The sequence below is a fragment of the Arcobacter siniprincipis (SeqCode) genome, from assembly GCF_048571125.1.
In the GTDB taxonomy this organism is placed as follows: Bacteria; Campylobacterota; Campylobacteria; order Campylobacterales; family Arcobacteraceae; genus Arcobacter; species Arcobacter siniprincipis.
The window spans coordinates 2,186,980-2,206,130 of the sequence record NZ_CP182343.1 but is presented as its reverse complement, the minus strand read 5'-3'; the positions used below and the strand labels follow the sequence as shown (position 1 = coordinate 2,206,130).

The following is a 19,151-nucleotide window of genomic DNA, read 5'->3' as shown; positions in this document are numbered from 1 at the left end:
TCCAAACTTTGAAGAATAGGTAAGCCATTATAATTGGCATAAAAAATATACCTATACTTGAATTGGTATGTTAGATAAGAGTATCTAACATACTTAAAATTATTTAACTAGATACTTGTCTAGCATACTCCAAGCCTAAATCAAAGGCTTTGTTATTTATCTCGTGTACTTTTGCTGGTACTTTTGAAAGCATTGTTTCTCTTAAGATTTTGTTATCTATACTTTGTCCTGTCATGAAGTTAGCAATTGCTAGGGCTAGGACTGATTGGGTGATTACATTTCCTACTTCTTCTTTTGCTATTGTGATGATTGGAATTTCGTAGATTTTCCATCTTTTTTTATCTTCTTCTGTAGGTTTTACTAGGTTTGGCTCTATTACTATTACTCCACCATCTTTTACGCCATTTTTAAATTGGTCGTATGAAACTTGGGCAACTGATAACATGAAGTCTATCTCTCCATCATTTGCGTATGGGTATAGGATTTCTTTGTCATCTAGTGTTATATCAACAACAGTTGCTCCTCCTCTTACTTGTGAAGTATATGTGGCAGTTTTTAGCCCATATCCACCTGCATTGATTTTTGCAGCTGCGAAGATTGCTCCTGCTAGTAAAACTCCTTGACCACCAACACCTGTAAATCTCATCAATATTTTACTCATATTAGTTCCTTAAAATTCAACAGCAGTTTTGTTTTTTTGAGCTGTTTTTACTTTTTCATATTGGTCTGTATACTCTTTGGCATCTTCATCTTGTTTTAAAATACCTGTTGGAAATTTTCCAACTTTTTCTTCATCACTTAGTTTTTCAAATTTATTTTTTGGAACGGTTATATCTTTTATCCAATCAAGATTTGCCATAGCTGAATTCATTTTATTTTTTCTTCCTAGGTTTATATGACAGTTTGAAAAGATATCAAAAAAGCTATATCCCTTATGACTTAGACCATTTTTTAGTAGTCTTTCTAGTTTTTTAGGTTCTGTTACACTCTCCCTTGCTACAAAAGAAGCTCCTGCTCCAATTGCAAGTTTACAAGGATCAAAAGTAGGGTCGATATTTCCTCTTTTCATAGTAACTGTCCACATTCCTTGAGGAGTTGTTGGACTTGTTTGTGAGTTTGTAAGACCATAGATGAAGTTATTTACAACTATGTGATTAATATCTATATTTCTTCTACATCCGTGAATTGTGTGATTACCCCCAATTGCAAGACCATCTCCATCACCTGTTACACATATCACATGTTTGTCTGGATTTGCCATTTTGATACCTGTGGCATAGGCTATTGCTCTTCCATGAGTAGTGTGAACTGTATTACAGTTCATATAAGAAGAAAATCTTCCAGAACAACCAATTCCTGATACTACACATACATCATTCATATCCCAACCAAGTTCATCAATAGCTCTAATTAAGGCTTTTAAAATAACCCCATCACCACAACCCCAACACCATAAAGTTGGCATTTTATTTATTCGTAAATATTTGTCATAATTAAAAGCCATCTTACATTCCTTTGATTTTTTTGATTATTTCAAGTGGAGCTATTGGTCTACCATTTGCTTTAAACAAAGTATCGAATTCCAATCTTTGGCTTGCTCTTTGTATCTCTTGAATATATTGTCCAAGGTTTAGTTCACAAACTAATACTTTATCAAATCTATCACATAGCTCTTTGATTTTTTTAGCTGGACTTGGCCAGAGTGTTATTGGTCTAAAAAGTCCTACTTTTATACCTTCTTCTCTTAGTCTATTTACAGCTTCTTTTGCTGAAAGTGAAAGTGACCCATAAGCTATAATCATAATATCTGCATCATCTAACATATACTCTTCATATGATTCTATTTCATCCATATGGGCATTTACTTTATTAAATAATCGCTCTATTAGATTTTCACACATTGTTTCATCTTCAGTTGGATGTCCATTGAAATCATGGTGAAGTCCAGTGTAGTGATATTTGTAGCCTTTAAACATAGGATTTAAAACTGCTGGTTGATCAGCTGCTACATTGTATGGCTCATAGTCTTCTGGATTACCATCAAAAGTTTTTCTATAAAAGATACTCTTTTTTATCTCTTCAAGTGTAGGAACAATCGCTTTTCCACTCATGTGTCCAATTGTTTCATCTAGTAACACAAATACAGGTTGCATAAATCTATCAGCTAAATTAAATGCCCGAACTGTCTCAGTATAACACTCAGATAAATTTCCTGCACATAAAGTAATAGAGTTATAATCCCCATGTGTAGGATTTTTTGCTTGTAAAATATCACCTTGTGCCACACGAGTAGGAAGTCCAGTTGATGGTCCTCCTCTCATAACATTTATGATTACAAGGGGAACTTCTGCTATAAATCCAAGACCAATATTTTCAGCCTTTAGTGAAATACCTGGTCCACTTGTAGCTGTCAGTGATTTTTTTCCACTCATTGAAGCACCTAGTGCTGCACAAATCCCTGCAATCTCATCTTCCATTTGAATAGCAGCACCACCTGAGGCTGGAAGCAAATCTGAAAGTGTATGCATAACTTCACTTGAGGGAGTAATAGGATATCCAGAAAAAAACTCACATCCTGCATCAACAGATGCAATAGCTGCTAATTCATTTCCTGTACATATTAGTTCTCTTGACATTCTTAATCCTTGATTCTGTAATTGTTTTCTTTTAGTATTCTAGCTCGCTGTTTTGACTCTTCTGTTAGTTTTGCAAACTTGTACTCATGTTTAGTAGCTACACTTATTGCAAAATCAGGACAAGCATATTCACAATCACCGCATCCAATACATGACTCTTTTGATATGATTCTAACCTTTGAACCAAGTGTCGAAGTAGAATCATATGTCATAGCAAGAACACCTGCAGGACAAACAGAAGCACATAAGTCACATGCTTTACACCTTTTTGCATCAATCCAAACTGGTGTATTAAGTGGAGTTTCCATTGAAGTCATTTTATCTCCTTTTGTTTTTATTAAATAAAAACATTAAAATATATATTAAAATGGTATCTAATATAGGCTAAATATATTATATAAGTAATTGTGATTTTAATTCAAAGCATTATTAGAGAGTTTTTAGTACAATACAAAAAAATAAAAAAGGCTTTATTTGCTTCTATATCAACCACAAGATGGATATTGTTACAATAGTGATACTCACTTTTTACATCATTTTATAAATACAAATTTAAAAATCTTTAAAAACATAAAAGGTGAACTTTTAGATATAGGAAGTGGAAGTGGGATATTGGGACTTTTAGTTGCTAGGGATAATCCAAGGTTAAATTTAAATCAATGTGAAGTTCAAGATAAATTTCAAGAATTAACAAAGATTAATTCTAAAAATAATAAAATAGAATCAAAAATATACAAAGGTAAATATCAAGATATTAGTTTTGATAAAACTTTTGATATTTGTGTTTCAAATCCACCTTTTTATCATACAAATGTTGTAAAAACAGAAAATGAAAATATAAAAATAGCAAGATATAATGACTCTATGCCTTTGGTTGATTTTATATCAAAAACTTCAAAAGTATTAAATCAAAACGGTAAGTTTTTCTTCTGTTATGATGTTAAGCAGTTAAATGATATTATGCACCTTTTAAATGAGTATAAGTTAAATATTGAGTCGATGCAGTTTGTGCATCCAAAGCTTGGAAAAGATGCTACTTTAGTATTGATTTATGCAAGAAAAAATTCAAAATCTTTGATGCGAATCTTAAGTCCGCTTATTGTATTTGATGAAAAAGATTTTACAAAAGAGGTTCAAGGTATTTATAAAGTATCTTCAACACACAGTATAAAAGTTGATATATGAATGAAATAATAAAACAAGATGATTTTCCCTATGGTTTTAATCCAAAAGCTTGTGACACTTGTGCAGGAAACTGTTGCATAGGTGAGAGCGGTTATATTTGGATAAATAAAACTGAACAAGAAGATTTGGCAAAACTTTTAAATATAGAAGTAGATGAGTTAGTACATAAGTTTTTAAGAAAAGTAGGGTATAAGTATACAATCAATGAAAAAAGGTTGGCTGAAAATAATTATGCTTGTGTCTTTTTTGATTTGGAAAAAAGACAGTGTTCTGTATATGAAGCAAGACCAAAACAGTGTAGAACTTTCCCTTTTTGGGATTATTTTAAAACAAGAATTAATGAGGTAAAAGAAGAGTGTCCAGCTATAAAAGATATTTAATAATATTTATTTTTCTAAGTTCTTTGTTTGCAAAAGAAGTAGATAAAGATTTTAATGAAGATTTATATATTGTATATGCCTTAGAATATGAAAGACAAGGTAATACAAATCAAGCTAGATTTTTGTATGAAAAATTATATGACAATACTAATAACTATGAATATTATATAAGATATTTAAGAGCATCTTTGGCAACAGGTCATTTTAAAGATATTGTAAAAAAAGTACAAAATCATCTTGGCGATAATGTAAAAGAACAAGAGCTTATTTTAAGAATATATTGTGTTTCATTACTTAATCTAAATCAAACAGACAAAGCCTTAGAAGTGGCACAAAAACTTTTAACTAAATATAAAAGTGCTCTAAACTATGAAGTTTTGGCAAATGTTTATTTTGTAAAAAAAGATTATACAAAAGCAGCTTCATATTTTGAAACTTCATATTCTATGAATAATAGTTCAAATACACTTCTTAATCTTGTAAATATTTTATATGCATATCTAAACAAAAAGCCAGAAGCTTTAGCTTATCTTGAAACCCATGTTAGATTATTTGGATGTGATTCATCAGTTTGCCCAAAATTAGTATCTATTTATCAAGAACAAAATAATGTAGATGGTATTATTTCAGTTTTAAAAAGATCATATCAAACATATAAAAATGAAGATGATGAAGATATGGCTAATAAAACATATAAAGTTTTAATTGCATATTTAGAGAAAAAAGATATAAATGAAGCAATAAAATTTTTAGAAAAAGAAAAAGTAGATGATGTAAAATTAGTGAGTTTATACAAAAGAACTGATCAACCACTAAAAGCCCTAAAATTAGTGAGAAAACTATATAAACAAGATGGTAATGTTGATTTATTGGCTCAAATTGCTATTTTAGAATTTGAGACAGCACCAGATAAGAAAAAAGTTTTAGATAATGTTATTAGAAAATTCAATGATGTATTGACGGTTTTGGATAATCATGTTTATCAAAACTATTTAGGATATATACTAATTGATTATGATGTTGATGTAAAAAAAGGTCTTATTTATGTTGATAAGGCATTAGAAAAAGCACCAAATAATATTGCATATATTGATTCAAAAGCTTGGGGAAATTACAAATTAGGAAATTGCAAAATTGCTTATAAATTCATGAAAAAAGTAGTTGATGAAGTAGGACTAAGTGATAGTGAGATTAAATTACATTGGAAGAAAATTAAGGAGTGTAGTAAAAAATGATTTTAGATGAAATAAATAAGAGAACTTTAGAAGATGTACAAAGAAGAAAAAAAGAGATACCTTTAGAATTATTAGGAAGAAGTTTAAGCTCTAATCCATATGCTCCAAGAGATGTAAAACCATATATTACATCAACTAAAGAAGAACCAATTAGAATCATAGCTGAAGTTAAAAAAGCTAGCCCTAGTAAGGGAGTTATAAGAGAAGACTTTGATCCAGTATCTATTGCCCAAGAGTATTCAAAAAATGGAGCAAATGCTATTTCTGTTTTAACTGAACCTCACTATTTCCAAGGAAATTTAGAATATCTAACACAAATAAGAAGATATGTACCAACACCACTTCTTAGAAAAGATTTTATTTTAGATAAGTATCAAATCGTGGAAGCTTTAGTTTATGGAGCAGATTTTATACTTCTTATTGCAAAAAGTTTATCAACTAAAGATTTAAAAGAGTTATATGAGTATGCCCTTCACTTAGGATTAGAAGTATTAGTTGAAGTTCATGATAAAGAAGATTTAACAAAAGCAATGAAATGTGGAGCACATATTGTAGGAATTAATCATAGAAACCTCGAAACGATGGAGATGGATATGAGTCTTTGTGAAAAACTAATACCTATGATTCCAAATGGAAAAATTATCGTTGCAGAAAGTGGAGTAAGTAGTACTGAAATAATAAAAAATCTAAGCGAAATAGGTGCAGATGCTTTTCTAATAGGTGAACATTTTATGAGAGTTCCAAGTATAGAAGAAGAGTTGAAAAAGTTTAAAAACTCACTAAACTAACATGATTTATGAAATTATTCTATTTTCTCTATTAGCTGGTTCTACAGTTTTTATTGGTGGTTTGATTTCATACTATTTTGAAAATAGAGTACATAATAAAGAGTTAAAAGAGCTTATTATTCACTACTTAATAGCTTTTTCAACAGGAATAATGCTTTCTGCCATCTCTTTTGTTTTAGTCCCTGATGGGATGTTAGAATTGCCTGTTTTACTAAGTACTTCACTTTTTATTTTAGGTGGACTTTCTTTTTTCTTTTTTGATAAGTTAATTGAAAAGTACAGATATAAAATACCACAAGTAATAGCTATGTTGTTGGATTTTATTCCAGAATCTATAGCTTTAGGTGCTGTATTTGTTTATAACCATAAAGTTGGAGTTTTACTCTCTATTTTTATAGCCTTACAAAACTTACCAGAATCATTTAATTCATATACTGAGCTAAAAAAACTAAAACACTCATCTTATAAAGCACTTTTAATACTATTTATTTTAAGTTTTGTTGGACTCATCTTTTCCCTATTAGGTTATGTATTTTTAGAAGATAAGATTTTGATTACTTCTTCTTTGATGCTTTTTTCAGCGGGTGGAATTATGTATATTATCTTTCAAGATATTGCACCATTATTGCAATATAAAAAAAGAAAATTAATTGCTATTGGTGTAAACTTTGGATTTATAATTGGCATGTTAGGTGAATCTATAATATAAGTAAAACTTATAGATTTTTTAACATTAAATTAACAATAAACTCTTATAATTAACCTTATTTAAATACATAGGGTTTTTTATGAATAAAATATTAGTTTTAACAATTTCTACTATTATCTTATTTTTTGCATATGGAATATTTGAAAATATGACAAAAAATGATCCTAAAAGTAAAAGGGTAGAGTGCCAAGAAAAAACTGTAACTTTTGAATCAATTTATTCACCTGGAAAAATATCACTTGCCCAAGATTTACTCCTATCAGATAATTATATAATCAAATCAGAGATAAATTATTCAGTTTTTATGCCTTCTATTTTAAAAGAATTCTATGATGTAAGAAAAGCAGATTCTATTTTAATAAAATATATCCCAAAAGAGAAAATAGTAAACACAGATAAAAAAGTTTTGATTGATTATTATATTTCGGAAAATGATAAAAAAGATAAAAATAAAAAAGGTTCAAAATCTAACTTTTTTGCTGGATATTTAGTATTTGAATTTAAAATTGATAAAAAAATAGTTTACAAAATACAAACAGATTATATGGATGAAGATGGTAGTGATATAGAAGAGAGAATGAAGTGTGTTATAAAATCATTTCTAAGTATAAAAAATAAGAAAATGTAACTCAAGTCTATTTAAATAGACTTGAACCTACTCGAATCATATTTGAACCACATGCAATAGCTAATTCAAAATCTCCACTCATCCCCATAGAACAATATTTTGCTCCAAATGGTGCTAATTCATCAAAGATTTTCTTAGTTGTTTCAAAAGATTTTTTTATAATATCTTCATCTTCAACATGAGCCCCAATGCTCATAACACCTTTTAAAGTTATATTTGGACAAGTATCAATTATCTTTTTATAAACTTCAATTGCCTCTTCTGGTATAACACCGGCTTTTGATTCTTCATAAGCTGAGTTTATTTGAAGTAGGGCATTTATCTTTTTATTCTTTGCTTCTAGTTTTTTGTTAAGTTCAATTGCTAATTCTAAAGAGTCAATTGATTGAATCAATGTTGGATTTAAATCAATCAAATTATTGATTTTATTTTTTTGAAGTCTTCCAACAAAATGCCATTCCAATGGTAACTCTTCAAGTTTTTCCATTTTATCTTTTAAATCTTGCACTTTATTCTCACCATAAGCTCTTTGACCTGCACCATACAAAGTTGCTACTTCTTCTGATTGGCTATATTTGCTAATAGCTATGATTTTTACTATGTGATGATGAGAAACTTGAAGTCTTGCAGCCTCAACTCTTTCTATTAATTTGTCTAAATTTTCTACAGCTAACTGTTTTGTTAACATTTATTCTCCTACTTTAATAATCTACTGATATCGTTATAAATACCCAAAAGCATAAGAGAACCAAGAATTACCCATCCCACAACAGTCAAGTACATAAATACTTTATCACTTGGTTTTCTTCTTGCAATTATTTCATAAAGGTTAAACATAATATGTCCACCATCAAGGGCTGGTATTGGAAGAAGGTTTAAAACTCCTAAGTTCACTGAAATAAGAGCTGTAATTGTTAATAATGCAATAATACTTGATTGACTAGCTTCTGAAATTACTTTTCCAATTGTTATTACTCCACCAACTTCACTACTTGGAATTACACCTTGGATTAATTTTTGAACACCTTTAAAAATCATTTTTGATGATTCTACAGTTGTATCATAGGCAAAACCTAAGGCTTCAATTGGAGATAAATTTAATTTTACTACTTTTGGAGCAGGGGCAATACCTATCATTCTTTTTTTGATTTTTTCTTTAAATATATTTTCACTATCACTTATATGTGGGTTTATGATTCTTGTAATAACTGCACCATCTCTTTTAATATAAAATTGAAGAGCACCTTTTGACTGTACAATATATTTTCCAACTTCATTCCACTGTTTTACATCTGTATTATTTATTCTTAAAATTTCATCATTTACTTTTAATCCAGCTTTTGCAGCAGGTGAATTAGCTACAACTTGACCAATTGTCGGACTTAAAGCATTTGCCCCAATCATTGCAATTGTAAAATATAAAATAGCTGCAAGTACAAAGTTAGCAAAAGGACCAGCAAAAAGTATTATAATTCTTTGCCAAGGCTTTTTGTTGTTATATGAATCATTTCCCGCTTCTACAAGACCTGGTTTTGTATCATCTTGGCCTTTCATTTTAACATAACCACCAAGAGGGATTAATGCAAACTGCCAAGATGTTCCCATCCACTGTTTAGAATAAAGTTTTTTTCCAAAACCAATTGAGAATACTTCCACTTTTATTCCAAAGTATCGTGCTGCTAAAAAGTGTCCTAATTCATGGAAAAATACCAAAAATGAAAGAACAAGTAAAAAAGTTATAGTACCCACAAATATCCTTTAGTTTTTAAAATAGTCTCTTATATATTCATATCCTGAATATAGTGTTAATATAACTGCAAACCAAAGTAACTCAGTTCCAAAAGGCCAATTCATAATTAAAAAACCAATAGCAATCATTTGAACTACGGTTTTTATTTTTCCTGCCATTGTTGAGGCTACATCTTTACCTTCACCAATCGCAACAACTCTAAGTCCTGTTATAAAAAACTCCCTTGAAAGTATTAAAAATATAGCCCATGCACTTGCTCTATTTATAGCTACAAGCCCTACAAATCCTGCAAGCATAAGCATTTTATCTGCAAGCGGATCTAATATACCACCAAGTTTTGTTATTTGATTCCAAGATCTTGCTATATATCCATCAAAAAAGTCTGTAACTGAAGCTATTACAAAAATAAGTCCAGCAAAATAATCAAGCCAAGAGGGATGCCAAGTAGAAAAGATTGCTGAATCTCTATCAACTAAAAACCACAACATTAATGGTGCTAATGCTATTCTTAAAAGTGCTAAGGCATTAGGCAGATTTAATTTTTTTGTCATTATCTAAATGTTGTCCCACCATCTACGATTAGAGTATGACCTGTAATCCATGATGCATCACTTGTACATAAGAAATAACATGATTGTGCTAAGTCTTGAGGTTGACCAATTCTATTTAATGGAGAGTATTCAGCAGTTTTTGCTTTTACTTCTTCATAGTTTGTAAATGCTTTTAGCGCATCTGTATCAATTGGACCACCAGAAACTGCATTTACTCTAATACCATATTCACCAAGTTCATTTGCAGCATATTTAACCATAGCTTCAACAGCAGCTTTATTTGTACCATGACCTGCATAGTTTTCAATATATACTAAATTTCCTGTACTACTTAAACTAACTATTGCTCCACCACCAATTTGTTGCATTCTTTTTGCAGCTTGTTGTGCACCACAAACAAAAGCATTTACTGTTGCTGTATAGATATTATTTAATCCTCTTGGTTTTAGTTTCATAAATTTACCATATCCACCAACAACTGCTCGTCCATAAATCATAGCATTAGAGATAAAGAAATCAACTCTATCAAAATCTTTATCGATTTCTAAAAATAATTCTTTATATTTTTCTGGTTCTAAGATATTAAAAGGGTATGCTTTACATTTTACACCATATTTTTCTTCTACATCTTTACAAATATCTTCTGCAAACTGTTTGTTTGAATTATATGTAAAAGCTACATTAATACCATTACTTGCAAATTTGTAAACACACTCTTTTCCAATACCTTTTGTTCCACCAGAAATTACTAATGTTTTTCCCTTCATCTCACTACTCATTATTTTATTACCTCATAATTTTTAATTATTTCTTCAATTTTTTTCATATTTTCTAAGCTTGGTTTTGTAAGTGGTAATCTATACTCTAATGTATCCATTAATCCAGCAATATACATAGCCGCTTTTATTGGTATTGGATTGTTTTCACAAAACATAAGTTTATTTAGTGCATATAGTTCATTATTTATAGCTCTTCCTGTTTCATAATCACCTTCAAATACACTTTTTACTAATTTACTTTTGTAATTAGGAAGTAAATTTGCAGTAACTGAAATAATACCTTTCCCACCATTTGCAAGCATAGGAAAATCAATAAGATCATCACCAGAAACTACACAAAAGTCAGCTCTTTTTGCATTTAATTCAATTGCTCGCTCTAGACTTCCTGTTGCTTCTTTGATTGCATAGATATTTTTAATATCATCAAATAATCTAATTGCAGTATCTGCTTCAATATCAACTCCAGTTCTTCCTGGAACATTATAAAGCATAACTGGAATTTCAACAGACTCGGCAATTGCTTTGTAGTGTTGATAAAGTCCCTCTTGCATAGGTTTGTTATAATATGGAGCAACAGATAATATTCCATGTGCTCCAACATTTTGTGCATGTTTTGCTATATCACAAGCTTCATGTGTAGCATTAGAACCAGCTCCTGCTATAACTTTTACATTTGTTCCTTTACAAACTGAAACTGCAATTTCAATACACTCTTTATGTTCATTATGTGATAAAGTTGCACTTTCTCCTGTCGTTCCAACAGGAACAACTGCATCTATTCCTTGAGCTATTTGTCTTTTGATTAAATATTCATAGCAAACAGCATCAACTCTTCCATTTTTAAATGGAGTGATTAATGCTGTCATTGCCCCGGTAATTATATTCATTTACTTCCTTTATACTTTTACTATATCTTCTGGTAATTTGATTCCAGTATCTACATTTACTGTATGTTTTGAAAATTTTTCTAAGTATTCCCAAAAACTTTTTTTTGCTTCTTCTGAAATTTTAACATCTTTTAGTACTTCTTGCATACAACCAAGCCATTCTGTTCTTGCTTTTTCAGTTATTGAAAAAGGTTCATGGGCTTTCATCATATCAAAGTGACCAACTTCTTCTGAATAATACTTTGGACCGCCACAAGCTTCTATAAAAAACTTTACATTATGTGCTTTGACTTTTGCTAACTCTTTTTCATCTTGAGGAAAAAAATTAGAGATGTCACTTTCCACTAATAAGTCATAAAACCTATTAAAAAGCTCAACTAAGCCCTTTTCTCCTAATTCTTTGTAAAACAAAGGCTTAGGTAACTCAAAATGAGGCTTTTCTCCAAAGGTTGTTTTACTTATCTTGTAATCCATCCTTGCCATCCTTTCTTAAAATTAAAGTTGTTGAATTGTCTTCTTGTAAATATTTTTTTGCAACTTTTACAATATCTTTTATTTTTAAGTTTTGAATGTTTTCTTCATATGAAAATAGAGGTTTAATATTATCTTTAACAAAATAACTTCCATATAATGAAGCTACAGAACTAGAGCTTTCAAGTGAAAAAATAAAATCAGCTTTTGTATTTATTTTTATTTTTTCTAAATCTTCTTGTGAAATTTTTCCCTCTTTTATCTCTTTTATTATTTCTAATATCTCTTTCTCAACATCTTGGGCTTTTACACCTTCATTACAGGTTGCCATAAATATAAATAATCCAGGATCTTTTAGTTCAATATTATATGCATATACTGAATTTACCAATCTTTTTTCATCTATTAGTCTTTTTTCTAAAATAGAACTTTTTCCAGAACTTAAAAGCTCACTAAGAGCTGATAGGGCTATTTGGTCTTTATTTTCAAAGTTAGGTATATGATATGCCATAGCTAACATTTGAACTTGGGAATCTTTATTTATTATAATTCTTTTTGCACCATCTTGTTTAGGTTCAACTGTATAAACTTTTGATGGGATATCTTTTTTATTTTTTATATCTTTAAAATATTTTTTAACTGATTTAAAAGCATCATCTTTAGATATATCTCCCGCAAGTACTACAATTGCATTTTTTGGTTGATAATAAGTACTATGAAAATCTCTAATATCTTTTATTGTCCAATTTTTAATGTCATCTGTAAATCCAATTGGAGTCCAATGATATGGGTGATAAATATAGGCATTATTGAAAAGTCTGTATTGTAAATATCCCATTGGATTATTATCTGTTCTCCATCTTCTCTCTTCTGCTACTACATTTCTCTCAGGTTGGAACTCTTTATCTTTTAATGTTAAGTTTTCCATCAAATCTGCAAAAAGCTTTAATGATTTACCCATGTTTTTTGAACTTGATTTTATATAATAGTGTGTAAAATCAAATGAAGTAGAAGCATTATTTACTCCACCAAATCCTTTTACTATCTCATCAAATTCACCAGCTTTTAGGTTTTTTGTTGATTTAAAGTTTAGGTGTTCAAGCATATGTGCTATTCCACTTTTTCCCATAACTTCATTTCTACTTCCAACTTTATAAAAAATGTCTGTTGAAACAACATTTGAACCATTTTTCATAGGTATTACAACTATTTGTAATCCATTGTCTAAAGTTTTTGTAAAATATTTTGGTAAGCTATTACTCATTAATTCTCCTGCGAATATAAATAGAAGTGAGAATTGTATCAATATCAATTTAATCACTTATTAATCCTCTTTATTTTTTTAAATCAGCACCAATTGCTTGATTAATGTTTGAAAAACCATCTTCTTCAAGCAGTTTTAAAATTCCTTCATTTATTTTTCTAACCATTGATGGACCTTCAAATATAAGTCCAGAATATACTTGGATAAGTGAAGCACCTGCTTTGATTCTTCTATAAGCATCTTCAGGTGTTGAAATACCACCAACAGATATTAAAATAGTTTTCCCAAATAACTCTTTAGCTATTTCTTTAAATAATTCATATGACTTTTCACTTAAAACAGCACCACTTAGTCCACCAAAGCTTTGGCATCCAGGAAGTAAATCATAATCAATAGTTGTATTTGTGGCAATAATACCAGCAGCTCCTGATTTTATAGCTGTTTTGCATAAATCAACAGCAGTTTTAGCTTCCATATCTGGAGCTATTTTTAAAAATATAGGTTTATTTGTAAGCTTTTTCCCCATCGTAAAAAGTTCTGTTATAAATTTTTCATTTTGTAAATCTCTAAGATTTGGTGTATTTGGACTAGAAATGTTTATAACCAAATAATCACTTATATCTTTAAATTTATTTATTAAAATCTTATAATCACTTAATGCCATATTTTCAGGTGTAGTTTTATTTTTACCAATATTTGCACCCACTGGAATAGTATAAGGAAAAACTTTTCTAAGATTTTTAGCTACATCGTATGAACCCTTATTATTAAATCCCATAGCATTTTGAACTGTTTTTTGTTCTGGATATCTAAACATTCTAGGCTTTGGATTTCCATCTTGTGCTCTTGGCGTCATAGTCCCAATTTCAGTGTAGCCAAAACCTAAAGCCATCATTGATTCTATCATCGTAGCATTTTTGTCAAATCCAGCAGCTAAACCAACAGGATTTTTAAAAGTAATGCCTAAAATATCTTGAGATAATTTATGGTCAAATATAAAATTTTTATTAACCATATAGTTGTTTAAACTTCGGCAATAAGGCAATTTTGTTAGTCCAAATTCAGCAAGATGATGTGCAGTTTCTGGTTGAAATTTAAATAATACTTTTTTTAATGTGTTATAGCTAAACAATTTTTTCCTTTTTCTAATCAGATATTTTATCTAAAACTTTGTAAATATTTCTTTATCAAATATTTGCTAGGTTATGAAGTCGTTGATACTCATTACAATTTTTTAATAGTTCTTTTTCTGTATCTTGGCAAACTATTTTTCCATCTTTAAATACAGCAATTCTATCTGCACTTTTAATAGTACTTAATCTATGTGCTATAACAAATGTGATTTTGTCTTTACTTACTTCATCAATAACTTCTGAGATAATAGATTCACTTTCATTATCAAGGGCTGAAGTTGCTTCATCTAAAATAAGTATTTGAGGTTTTTTGTATAAAGCTCTAGCTATTGCTATTCTTTGTCTCTGACCACCACTTAAATTTGTTCCAAATTCATCAAGTTTTGTATGAACTCCATTTTCAAGTGACATTACAAAGTTATAAGCATGGGCTTGTTTAAGTGCATCAATAACTCTTTGTTCATCAAGTTCTTGTCCATAAGCTACATTTTGAGAAATTGTATCATTGAAAATATAGACTCTTTGTGTGACAATTGATATTTGATCTCTTAATGATTTTATATCAATATTTTTTATTGATTTGTCATTAAAAAGTATTTCACCTTCACTTATTTCATAGAATCTAATAATTAAATTTACCAATGAAGATTTTCCTCCACCACTATCTCCAACTAAAGCAATTTTTTCACCTTTTGAGGCTTTTAAATTTATATTCTTTAGTGCTGTAAAACCATCATATTTCAGTTGAGTATTTTTAAATTCTATTGTTTCAATATTTTGAGGGAATAAGTCTTCTCCATTTAAAATTGTTGCTTTTGTATTAAATATTTCATTAACTCTTTCATTCGCAGCTAAGGCATTTTGCATTTTATTATATAAACTTGATAATCTTTTTATAGGAGTGTATAACATAAATAATGCTGTCATAAATGAGAAAAATGAACCAACTGTTAGTTCACCTTCTATTACTTCTTTCCCTCCCACAATTATTACTACTGCAAGTGCAATTGCACCTAATGTTTCCATAAGAGGAGAAACTAGTTCATTTGTTTTTACAGCTTTTATATTTATATTAAAAAAGTTTTTATTATGTGCTTGAAATTTTTTAGCTTCTAAAAACTCTGTTGAATTTGCTTTTATTATCTCTATGTTGTTAAAAGTCTCACTTAAATTAGAAGTAATATCAGAATTTGATTCTTGAGATCTAAATGATAGTTTTTTCATCTTTTTAGCTAGCACTGTAAGTGGGTAAATTGCCATTGGAAGTACAACTAAACCATAAAATGCTAATTCTGCGCTTTGGTATATAACAACACCTATTAAGGCAATAATTGTCATACTTTCTCTAATAATTTCAGCAATTTGACTTGAAACCGCTGATTGAATTCTATTTATATCATTTGTGATACGAGAAATTAATTCTCCCCCATGTTTTTTTTGAAAAAAATCAATGTCTAAAGTTAATACATGAGCTAATAGTTTATCTCTAACGATTCTTACAATATCTTGTCCAATATAAGATATATAATATGCTTGAATATAGCCCCCAAAACCTTTAGCAAAATATAATGCTATAACCATAAAAGGAATAATCTGTAACATTTCAGCATTTTTTGCAATAAATATTTCATCTAATAAGGGTTTGACAACATATGCACTCCCACTAGTTCCACCAGCAGCTAATAACATACCAATAAAAGCGTAGAAAAATTTTAAAATATAATTTTTATAATAGGGTATGTATTGTTTAAAAAATTCTCTCATTAAATTCCTAAATTTTTGTAATGAAGGCAGATTATATCTAAAATATTTAATAAAAAGATAAAATTTTTATTTGCTAAAAATAAGTTGTTTGAATTTTCTAAATCCAAACTCTTTTATTGTAAGAAAAAATAGAATAAATCCACTTAAAGTGGAAGCAAAAGCTAATCCTGCTGCTCCATAAGGAGTGATTAAAAGAAGTGAGAAAACTATATTAAATCCAAGCGCTTTCATAGAGATTTTTGCAGCTAAAAATTGCTTTTCATGTGAGTATAACCAAAGGGAAAATATCTTTGCTATTCCAAAGGGAATAAGTCCTATTAAATACATACTAAGTATCAAAGCTGTATTTGTAGTATCAGTACTTGTAAAAGCACCTCTTTGGAAAAGTAATTGAACTATAAAATTATCAAAAACAATTCCTATTAGAGTTGAAATTGCAAGTAAGGCTGTTAATATTATAGTTGATTTTCTCATTAGTCTTAAGGCATTATTTTCATCTTTATTTTTAATAGCTCGTGCAATCATAGGAAAAAGTGCAGTTGAAGTTGCTATTGCAAAAAGTGCTAAAGGAAGCTGAAAAACTCTATTTGCATAGTACAAATAAGAAATAGAGCCACTTACTAAAAATGAAGCTAACCAAGTATCTAAAAATGCAGAGATATGTGAAGTTGAACTTCCTACTGTAGCACTTATAAAGTTTTTGTAAAACTTATTTTCACTTATATTTATTTTATTGAAAGTGAAAACTTTAAGTAAATTTTTCTTTTTTATAGCAATAAGATGTACTAAAATTTGTAATAATCCCCCAACTAAAACCCCATAAGACATGTAATATGTTATCTCATATTTTCCCAAGTCTTTTGATAAAAGAAGTGCTGCTATTAGTGCTAGATTTAGTAGGGCTGTTGAAAAAGCAGTAGTAGCAAAGTGATGTTTATACTGTAAAAGAGCAGCCATAAATGTAACTATAAATATCATAGGTAAATAGTAAAAATTAATTGCCACAAGGGGTGCTGCTAAATCTACAGTTTTAGTATCAAATCCCAAAGCTATAACATGTGTGATAAACTTTGAAAATAGGGTTACTAAAAGTGAAAGAAATAAAATAAGAGCTAAAAATTGTAAAAATATTGCACTAGTAAATCTTATTTTTTGTTTCGTTTTTGCATAAGCTGGAATAAAAGCTTGGGTAAAAGCACCTTCTGCAAAGATTCTTCTAAATAGGTTTGGTAGTTTGAAAGCTACAAAAAATATATCAGAATATATATTTGCTCCTAAAATAGAAGCAGTAAGCAAATCCCTTACAAAGCCTAGTATTCTTGATACTAAAATTCCACTACTATTTGTAAAAATAGATTTAATCAACATATTTATAGTCACTTTTTTTATAGAGTATAATTTGTGGTTTTGATTTATAAAAACCTAAATGAGCATTTATTATAGTAATTTTTTGCCCATTTTTTGGTAAAAGTTCTTTATTCTTTACATAAACTCTTATTTTTCTTTTTTCATTTTTAAAAATATAGTTTAAATAGTTGTTTTGAATAATCCCTGAGATATTGTTTATCATTTCATTTTGAAACTTGTATTCCAATATATCATATTTTGAAGCATCTAAAAAAAGAGATTTTTTATCTAACTTATCTTTTTTTTCATCTAATATTTGGAAATCATTTATTTCTAATAGTCCATTGAATCTTTTTGTTTGATTTATTTTTATGGTGTAATTTTTGTCATATTTTAATTTTGACACATCTTTATAAATAAATATTGCTCGGTCATTTTTTTGTTTTATGATGGCGATTTCATCTGTTTTATACACTAAGTTTATATCAGATAATAAAATAGGAAAAGTGAGATTATTTTTATTGTAAAGTTCACTTATCAAATCAGCTTTTGCTGGTATTTGTTTTTTTACTTTGTCTGTTGTAAATGTTGCAAAAATAGGTAAATGATCAGAATAACCTCTGTTTTGATGAATATTGTTTTTCATCTCCCATCTAAATATTTTCCCATTTTTTATTAAATATTCTGGTTTAAAGACTTGAAAGCTATCATTTACATAGGAGATATTTTTATCATCAAATAAAGCTTTTGGTAAAACAATATTATCAGGAGTCTCATTTTCTCCTCTAAATTTATAAGAAAATCTTTGATTATAATTTAACTCTAACCATAGATTGTAATGTACTTTTTTATCATATTTTAAAATTTCATTTTTAGAGATAAACTTACCTTTAATAGAAGTATTTAAAACATCGTTTATGCCTGTTAAATCATAGGTATTATTTAGTTTTGAGTATTTGAAAGTTTCAAATTCATTATAATTTGAGTTTAAATCTCCCAAAATAATATAATCAATATCTTCCTTTAGATTTTTTATATACTCTTTTATGGCTTGGGCATATAAAACTCTTTGGTTTTCTTCTTTTCTTTTTGAGGGCCAATGATTATTAAAAACAATAAATTTGTGGTTGTCTATATTTAAAGTCACTTTTAAAATAGGGCGATTGACTTTCGAGTGTTTTACATCAATGAGTTCATAATCACTAATTTCATATTTACTTAGTATTGCTAGTCCTATACTTGAAGTTTTGTATTTTTTAAAAATAGTGTATTTGTATTGGGGCAAATTTTTTGCAAGGCTTTCAAAGGCTTGTTTTGATTCTACTTCTTGTAAAGCAATAATATCTTTGTCTAAATTATTTATTACTTTTACTATGTGCTTTAGTTTTGTATTATATGTTGTTTGGTTCCAATTTGATTTTGTATTTGGAATAAACTCTTTATATTCTGTTTTGTCATATTTTAAATCAAAGAAATTTTCTACATTATAAGAAGCTACTGTGAAATCTTTTGCAAGGCTTAGATTATATGTAAAAAATATTAGAAGTAGGGCTTTTATTATCATATGGGATTATATAGTTTATACTATTAGATTATGTTGAGATTTAGGTTATTTGAACTAAACAAATAACCTAAAATAAGATT

The 19,151-nt window shown here is 28.8% G+C and carries 21 protein-coding genes; 6 read left to right on the top strand and 15 right to left on the bottom strand.

Annotated elements, in window-relative coordinates:
* Nucleotides 1-103: 103 nt before the first annotated feature.
* The 4 genes from ACNI3D_RS11110 to ACNI3D_RS11095 are packed head-to-tail and all read right to left on the bottom strand — an operon-like array spanning nucleotide 104 to nucleotide 2,953.
* Complete coding sequence (locus ACNI3D_RS11110; protein WP_419767042.1) at nucleotides 104-661, bottom strand: 2-oxoglutarate:acceptor oxidoreductase subunit OorC; 558 nt, start codon at nucleotides 659-661, stop codon at nucleotides 104-106.
* Between the two features lie 9 nt (nucleotides 662-670).
* Nucleotides 671-1,504, bottom strand: a complete 834-nt coding sequence (locus tag ACNI3D_RS11105; protein WP_375724177.1) for a 2-oxoglutarate ferredoxin oxidoreductase subunit beta — start codon at nucleotides 1,502-1,504, stop codon at nucleotides 671-673.
* Between the two features lies 1 nt (nucleotide 1,505).
* Nucleotides 1,506-2,636 carry a 2-oxoglutarate synthase subunit alpha gene (locus ACNI3D_RS11100; RefSeq protein WP_419767041.1) on the bottom strand — a complete coding sequence of 377 codons (1,131 nt, stop codon included), beginning with the start codon at nucleotides 2,634-2,636 and terminating at the stop codon, nucleotides 1,506-1,508.
* Between the two features lie 2 nt (nucleotides 2,637-2,638).
* Nucleotides 2,639-2,953 carry a 4Fe-4S dicluster domain-containing protein gene (locus ACNI3D_RS11095; protein ID WP_013135938.1) on the bottom strand — a complete coding sequence of 105 codons (315 nt, stop codon included), beginning with the start codon at nucleotides 2,951-2,953 and terminating at the stop codon, nucleotides 2,639-2,641.
* Nucleotides 2,954-3,110: 157 nt separating this feature from the next.
* On the opposite strand from ACNI3D_RS11095, the gene ACNI3D_RS11090 reads away from it, so the two are divergent.
* The 6 genes from ACNI3D_RS11090 (at nucleotide 3,111) to ACNI3D_RS11065 (ending at nucleotide 7,561) form a co-directional block, all read left to right on the top strand.
* On the top strand, nucleotides 3,111-3,821 hold the full coding sequence (locus ACNI3D_RS11090) for a tRNA1(Val) (adenine(37)-N6)-methyltransferase (RefSeq protein ID WP_419767040.1): 711 nt from the start codon (nucleotides 3,111-3,113) through the stop codon (nucleotides 3,819-3,821).
* On the top strand, nucleotides 3,818-4,201 hold the full coding sequence (locus ACNI3D_RS11085) for a YkgJ family cysteine cluster protein (RefSeq protein ID WP_419767039.1): 384 nt from the start codon (nucleotides 3,818-3,820) through the stop codon (nucleotides 4,199-4,201). Before ACNI3D_RS11090 ends, ACNI3D_RS11085 begins: the two co-directional genes overlap by 4 nt.
* Nucleotides 4,177-5,436: a tetratricopeptide repeat protein gene (locus tag ACNI3D_RS11080; protein ID WP_375724173.1), complete on the top strand. Its 1,260-nt coding sequence runs from the start codon at nucleotides 4,177-4,179 to the stop codon at nucleotides 5,434-5,436. The genes ACNI3D_RS11085 and ACNI3D_RS11080 overlap by 25 nt, the downstream gene beginning before the upstream one ends.
* On the top strand, nucleotides 5,433-6,224 hold the full coding sequence (gene trpC / locus ACNI3D_RS11075; RefSeq protein WP_419767038.1) for an indole-3-glycerol phosphate synthase TrpC: 792 nt from the start codon (nucleotides 5,433-5,435) through the stop codon (nucleotides 6,222-6,224). Before ACNI3D_RS11080 ends, trpC begins: the two co-directional genes overlap by 4 nt.
* A gap of 1 nt (nucleotide 6,225) precedes the next feature.
* Nucleotides 6,226-6,933 carry a ZIP family metal transporter gene (locus ACNI3D_RS11070; RefSeq protein WP_375724171.1) on the top strand — a complete coding sequence of 236 codons (708 nt, stop codon included), beginning with the start codon at nucleotides 6,226-6,228 and terminating at the stop codon, nucleotides 6,931-6,933.
* A gap of 79 nt (nucleotides 6,934-7,012) precedes the next feature.
* Nucleotides 7,013-7,561 carry a hypothetical protein gene (locus ACNI3D_RS11065; protein ID WP_419767037.1) on the top strand — a complete coding sequence of 183 codons (549 nt, stop codon included), beginning with the start codon at nucleotides 7,013-7,015 and terminating at the stop codon, nucleotides 7,559-7,561.
* A gap of 7 nt (nucleotides 7,562-7,568) precedes the next feature.
* On the opposite strand, the gene ACNI3D_RS11060 is transcribed toward ACNI3D_RS11065, so the two are convergent.
* The 11 genes from ACNI3D_RS11060 to ACNI3D_RS11010 all read right to left on the bottom strand — a co-directional run bounded on the left by ACNI3D_RS11060 (nucleotide 7,569) and on the right by ACNI3D_RS11010 (nucleotide 19,071).
* Nucleotides 7,569-8,249 carry a YggS family pyridoxal phosphate-dependent enzyme gene (locus tag ACNI3D_RS11060; protein WP_375724169.1) on the bottom strand — a complete coding sequence of 227 codons (681 nt, stop codon included), beginning with the start codon at nucleotides 8,247-8,249 and terminating at the stop codon, nucleotides 7,569-7,571.
* A gap of 8 nt (nucleotides 8,250-8,257) precedes the next feature.
* Entirely contained in the window at nucleotides 8,258-9,310 is a 1,053-nt protein-coding gene (gene rseP / locus ACNI3D_RS11055; RefSeq protein WP_419767036.1) for an RIP metalloprotease RseP, read from the bottom strand.
* Between the two features lie 9 nt (nucleotides 9,311-9,319).
* Nucleotides 9,320-9,862, bottom strand: coding sequence for a CDP-diacylglycerol--glycerol-3-phosphate 3-phosphatidyltransferase (pgsA, locus tag ACNI3D_RS11050; protein WP_375724167.1), 543 nt, complete (start codon nucleotides 9,860-9,862; stop codon nucleotides 9,320-9,322).
* A complete protein-coding gene (locus tag ACNI3D_RS11045) occupies nucleotides 9,862-10,641 on the bottom strand; it encodes an enoyl-ACP reductase (RefSeq protein ID WP_375724166.1) in 780 nt (259 codons plus the stop codon). The genes pgsA and ACNI3D_RS11045 overlap by 1 nt, the downstream gene beginning before the upstream one ends.
* Complete coding sequence (gene dapA / locus ACNI3D_RS11040) at nucleotides 10,641-11,528, bottom strand: 4-hydroxy-tetrahydrodipicolinate synthase (protein ID WP_419767035.1); 888 nt, start codon at nucleotides 11,526-11,528, stop codon at nucleotides 10,641-10,643. The genes ACNI3D_RS11045 and dapA overlap by 1 nt, the downstream gene beginning before the upstream one ends.
* Before the next feature lie 9 nt (nucleotides 11,529-11,537).
* Nucleotides 11,538-12,002, bottom strand: a complete 465-nt coding sequence (locus tag ACNI3D_RS11035; RefSeq protein WP_419767034.1) for a globin domain-containing protein — start codon at nucleotides 12,000-12,002, stop codon at nucleotides 11,538-11,540.
* On the bottom strand, nucleotides 11,983-13,263 hold the full coding sequence (locus tag ACNI3D_RS11030; RefSeq protein WP_419767033.1) for a M16 family metallopeptidase: 1,281 nt from the start codon (nucleotides 13,261-13,263) through the stop codon (nucleotides 11,983-11,985). The genes ACNI3D_RS11035 and ACNI3D_RS11030 overlap by 20 nt, the downstream gene beginning before the upstream one ends.
* A gap of 70 nt (nucleotides 13,264-13,333) precedes the next feature.
* A complete protein-coding gene (locus ACNI3D_RS11025) occupies nucleotides 13,334-14,395 on the bottom strand; it encodes a quinone-dependent dihydroorotate dehydrogenase (protein ID WP_419767032.1) in 1,062 nt (353 codons plus the stop codon).
* Between the two features lie 55 nt (nucleotides 14,396-14,450).
* Entirely contained in the window at nucleotides 14,451-16,160 is a 1,710-nt protein-coding gene (locus tag ACNI3D_RS11020; RefSeq protein ID WP_129101890.1) for an ABC transporter ATP-binding protein, read from the bottom strand.
* Between the two features lie 66 nt (nucleotides 16,161-16,226).
* Nucleotides 16,227-17,528 carry a murein biosynthesis integral membrane protein MurJ gene (gene murJ / locus ACNI3D_RS11015; RefSeq protein WP_419767031.1) on the bottom strand — a complete coding sequence of 434 codons (1,302 nt, stop codon included), beginning with the start codon at nucleotides 17,526-17,528 and terminating at the stop codon, nucleotides 16,227-16,229.
* Entirely contained in the window at nucleotides 17,518-19,071 is a 1,554-nt protein-coding gene (locus tag ACNI3D_RS11010; RefSeq protein ID WP_419767030.1) for an endonuclease/exonuclease/phosphatase family protein, read from the bottom strand. Before ACNI3D_RS11010 ends, murJ begins: the two co-directional genes overlap by 11 nt.
* Nucleotides 19,072-19,151 lie beyond the last annotated feature (80 nt).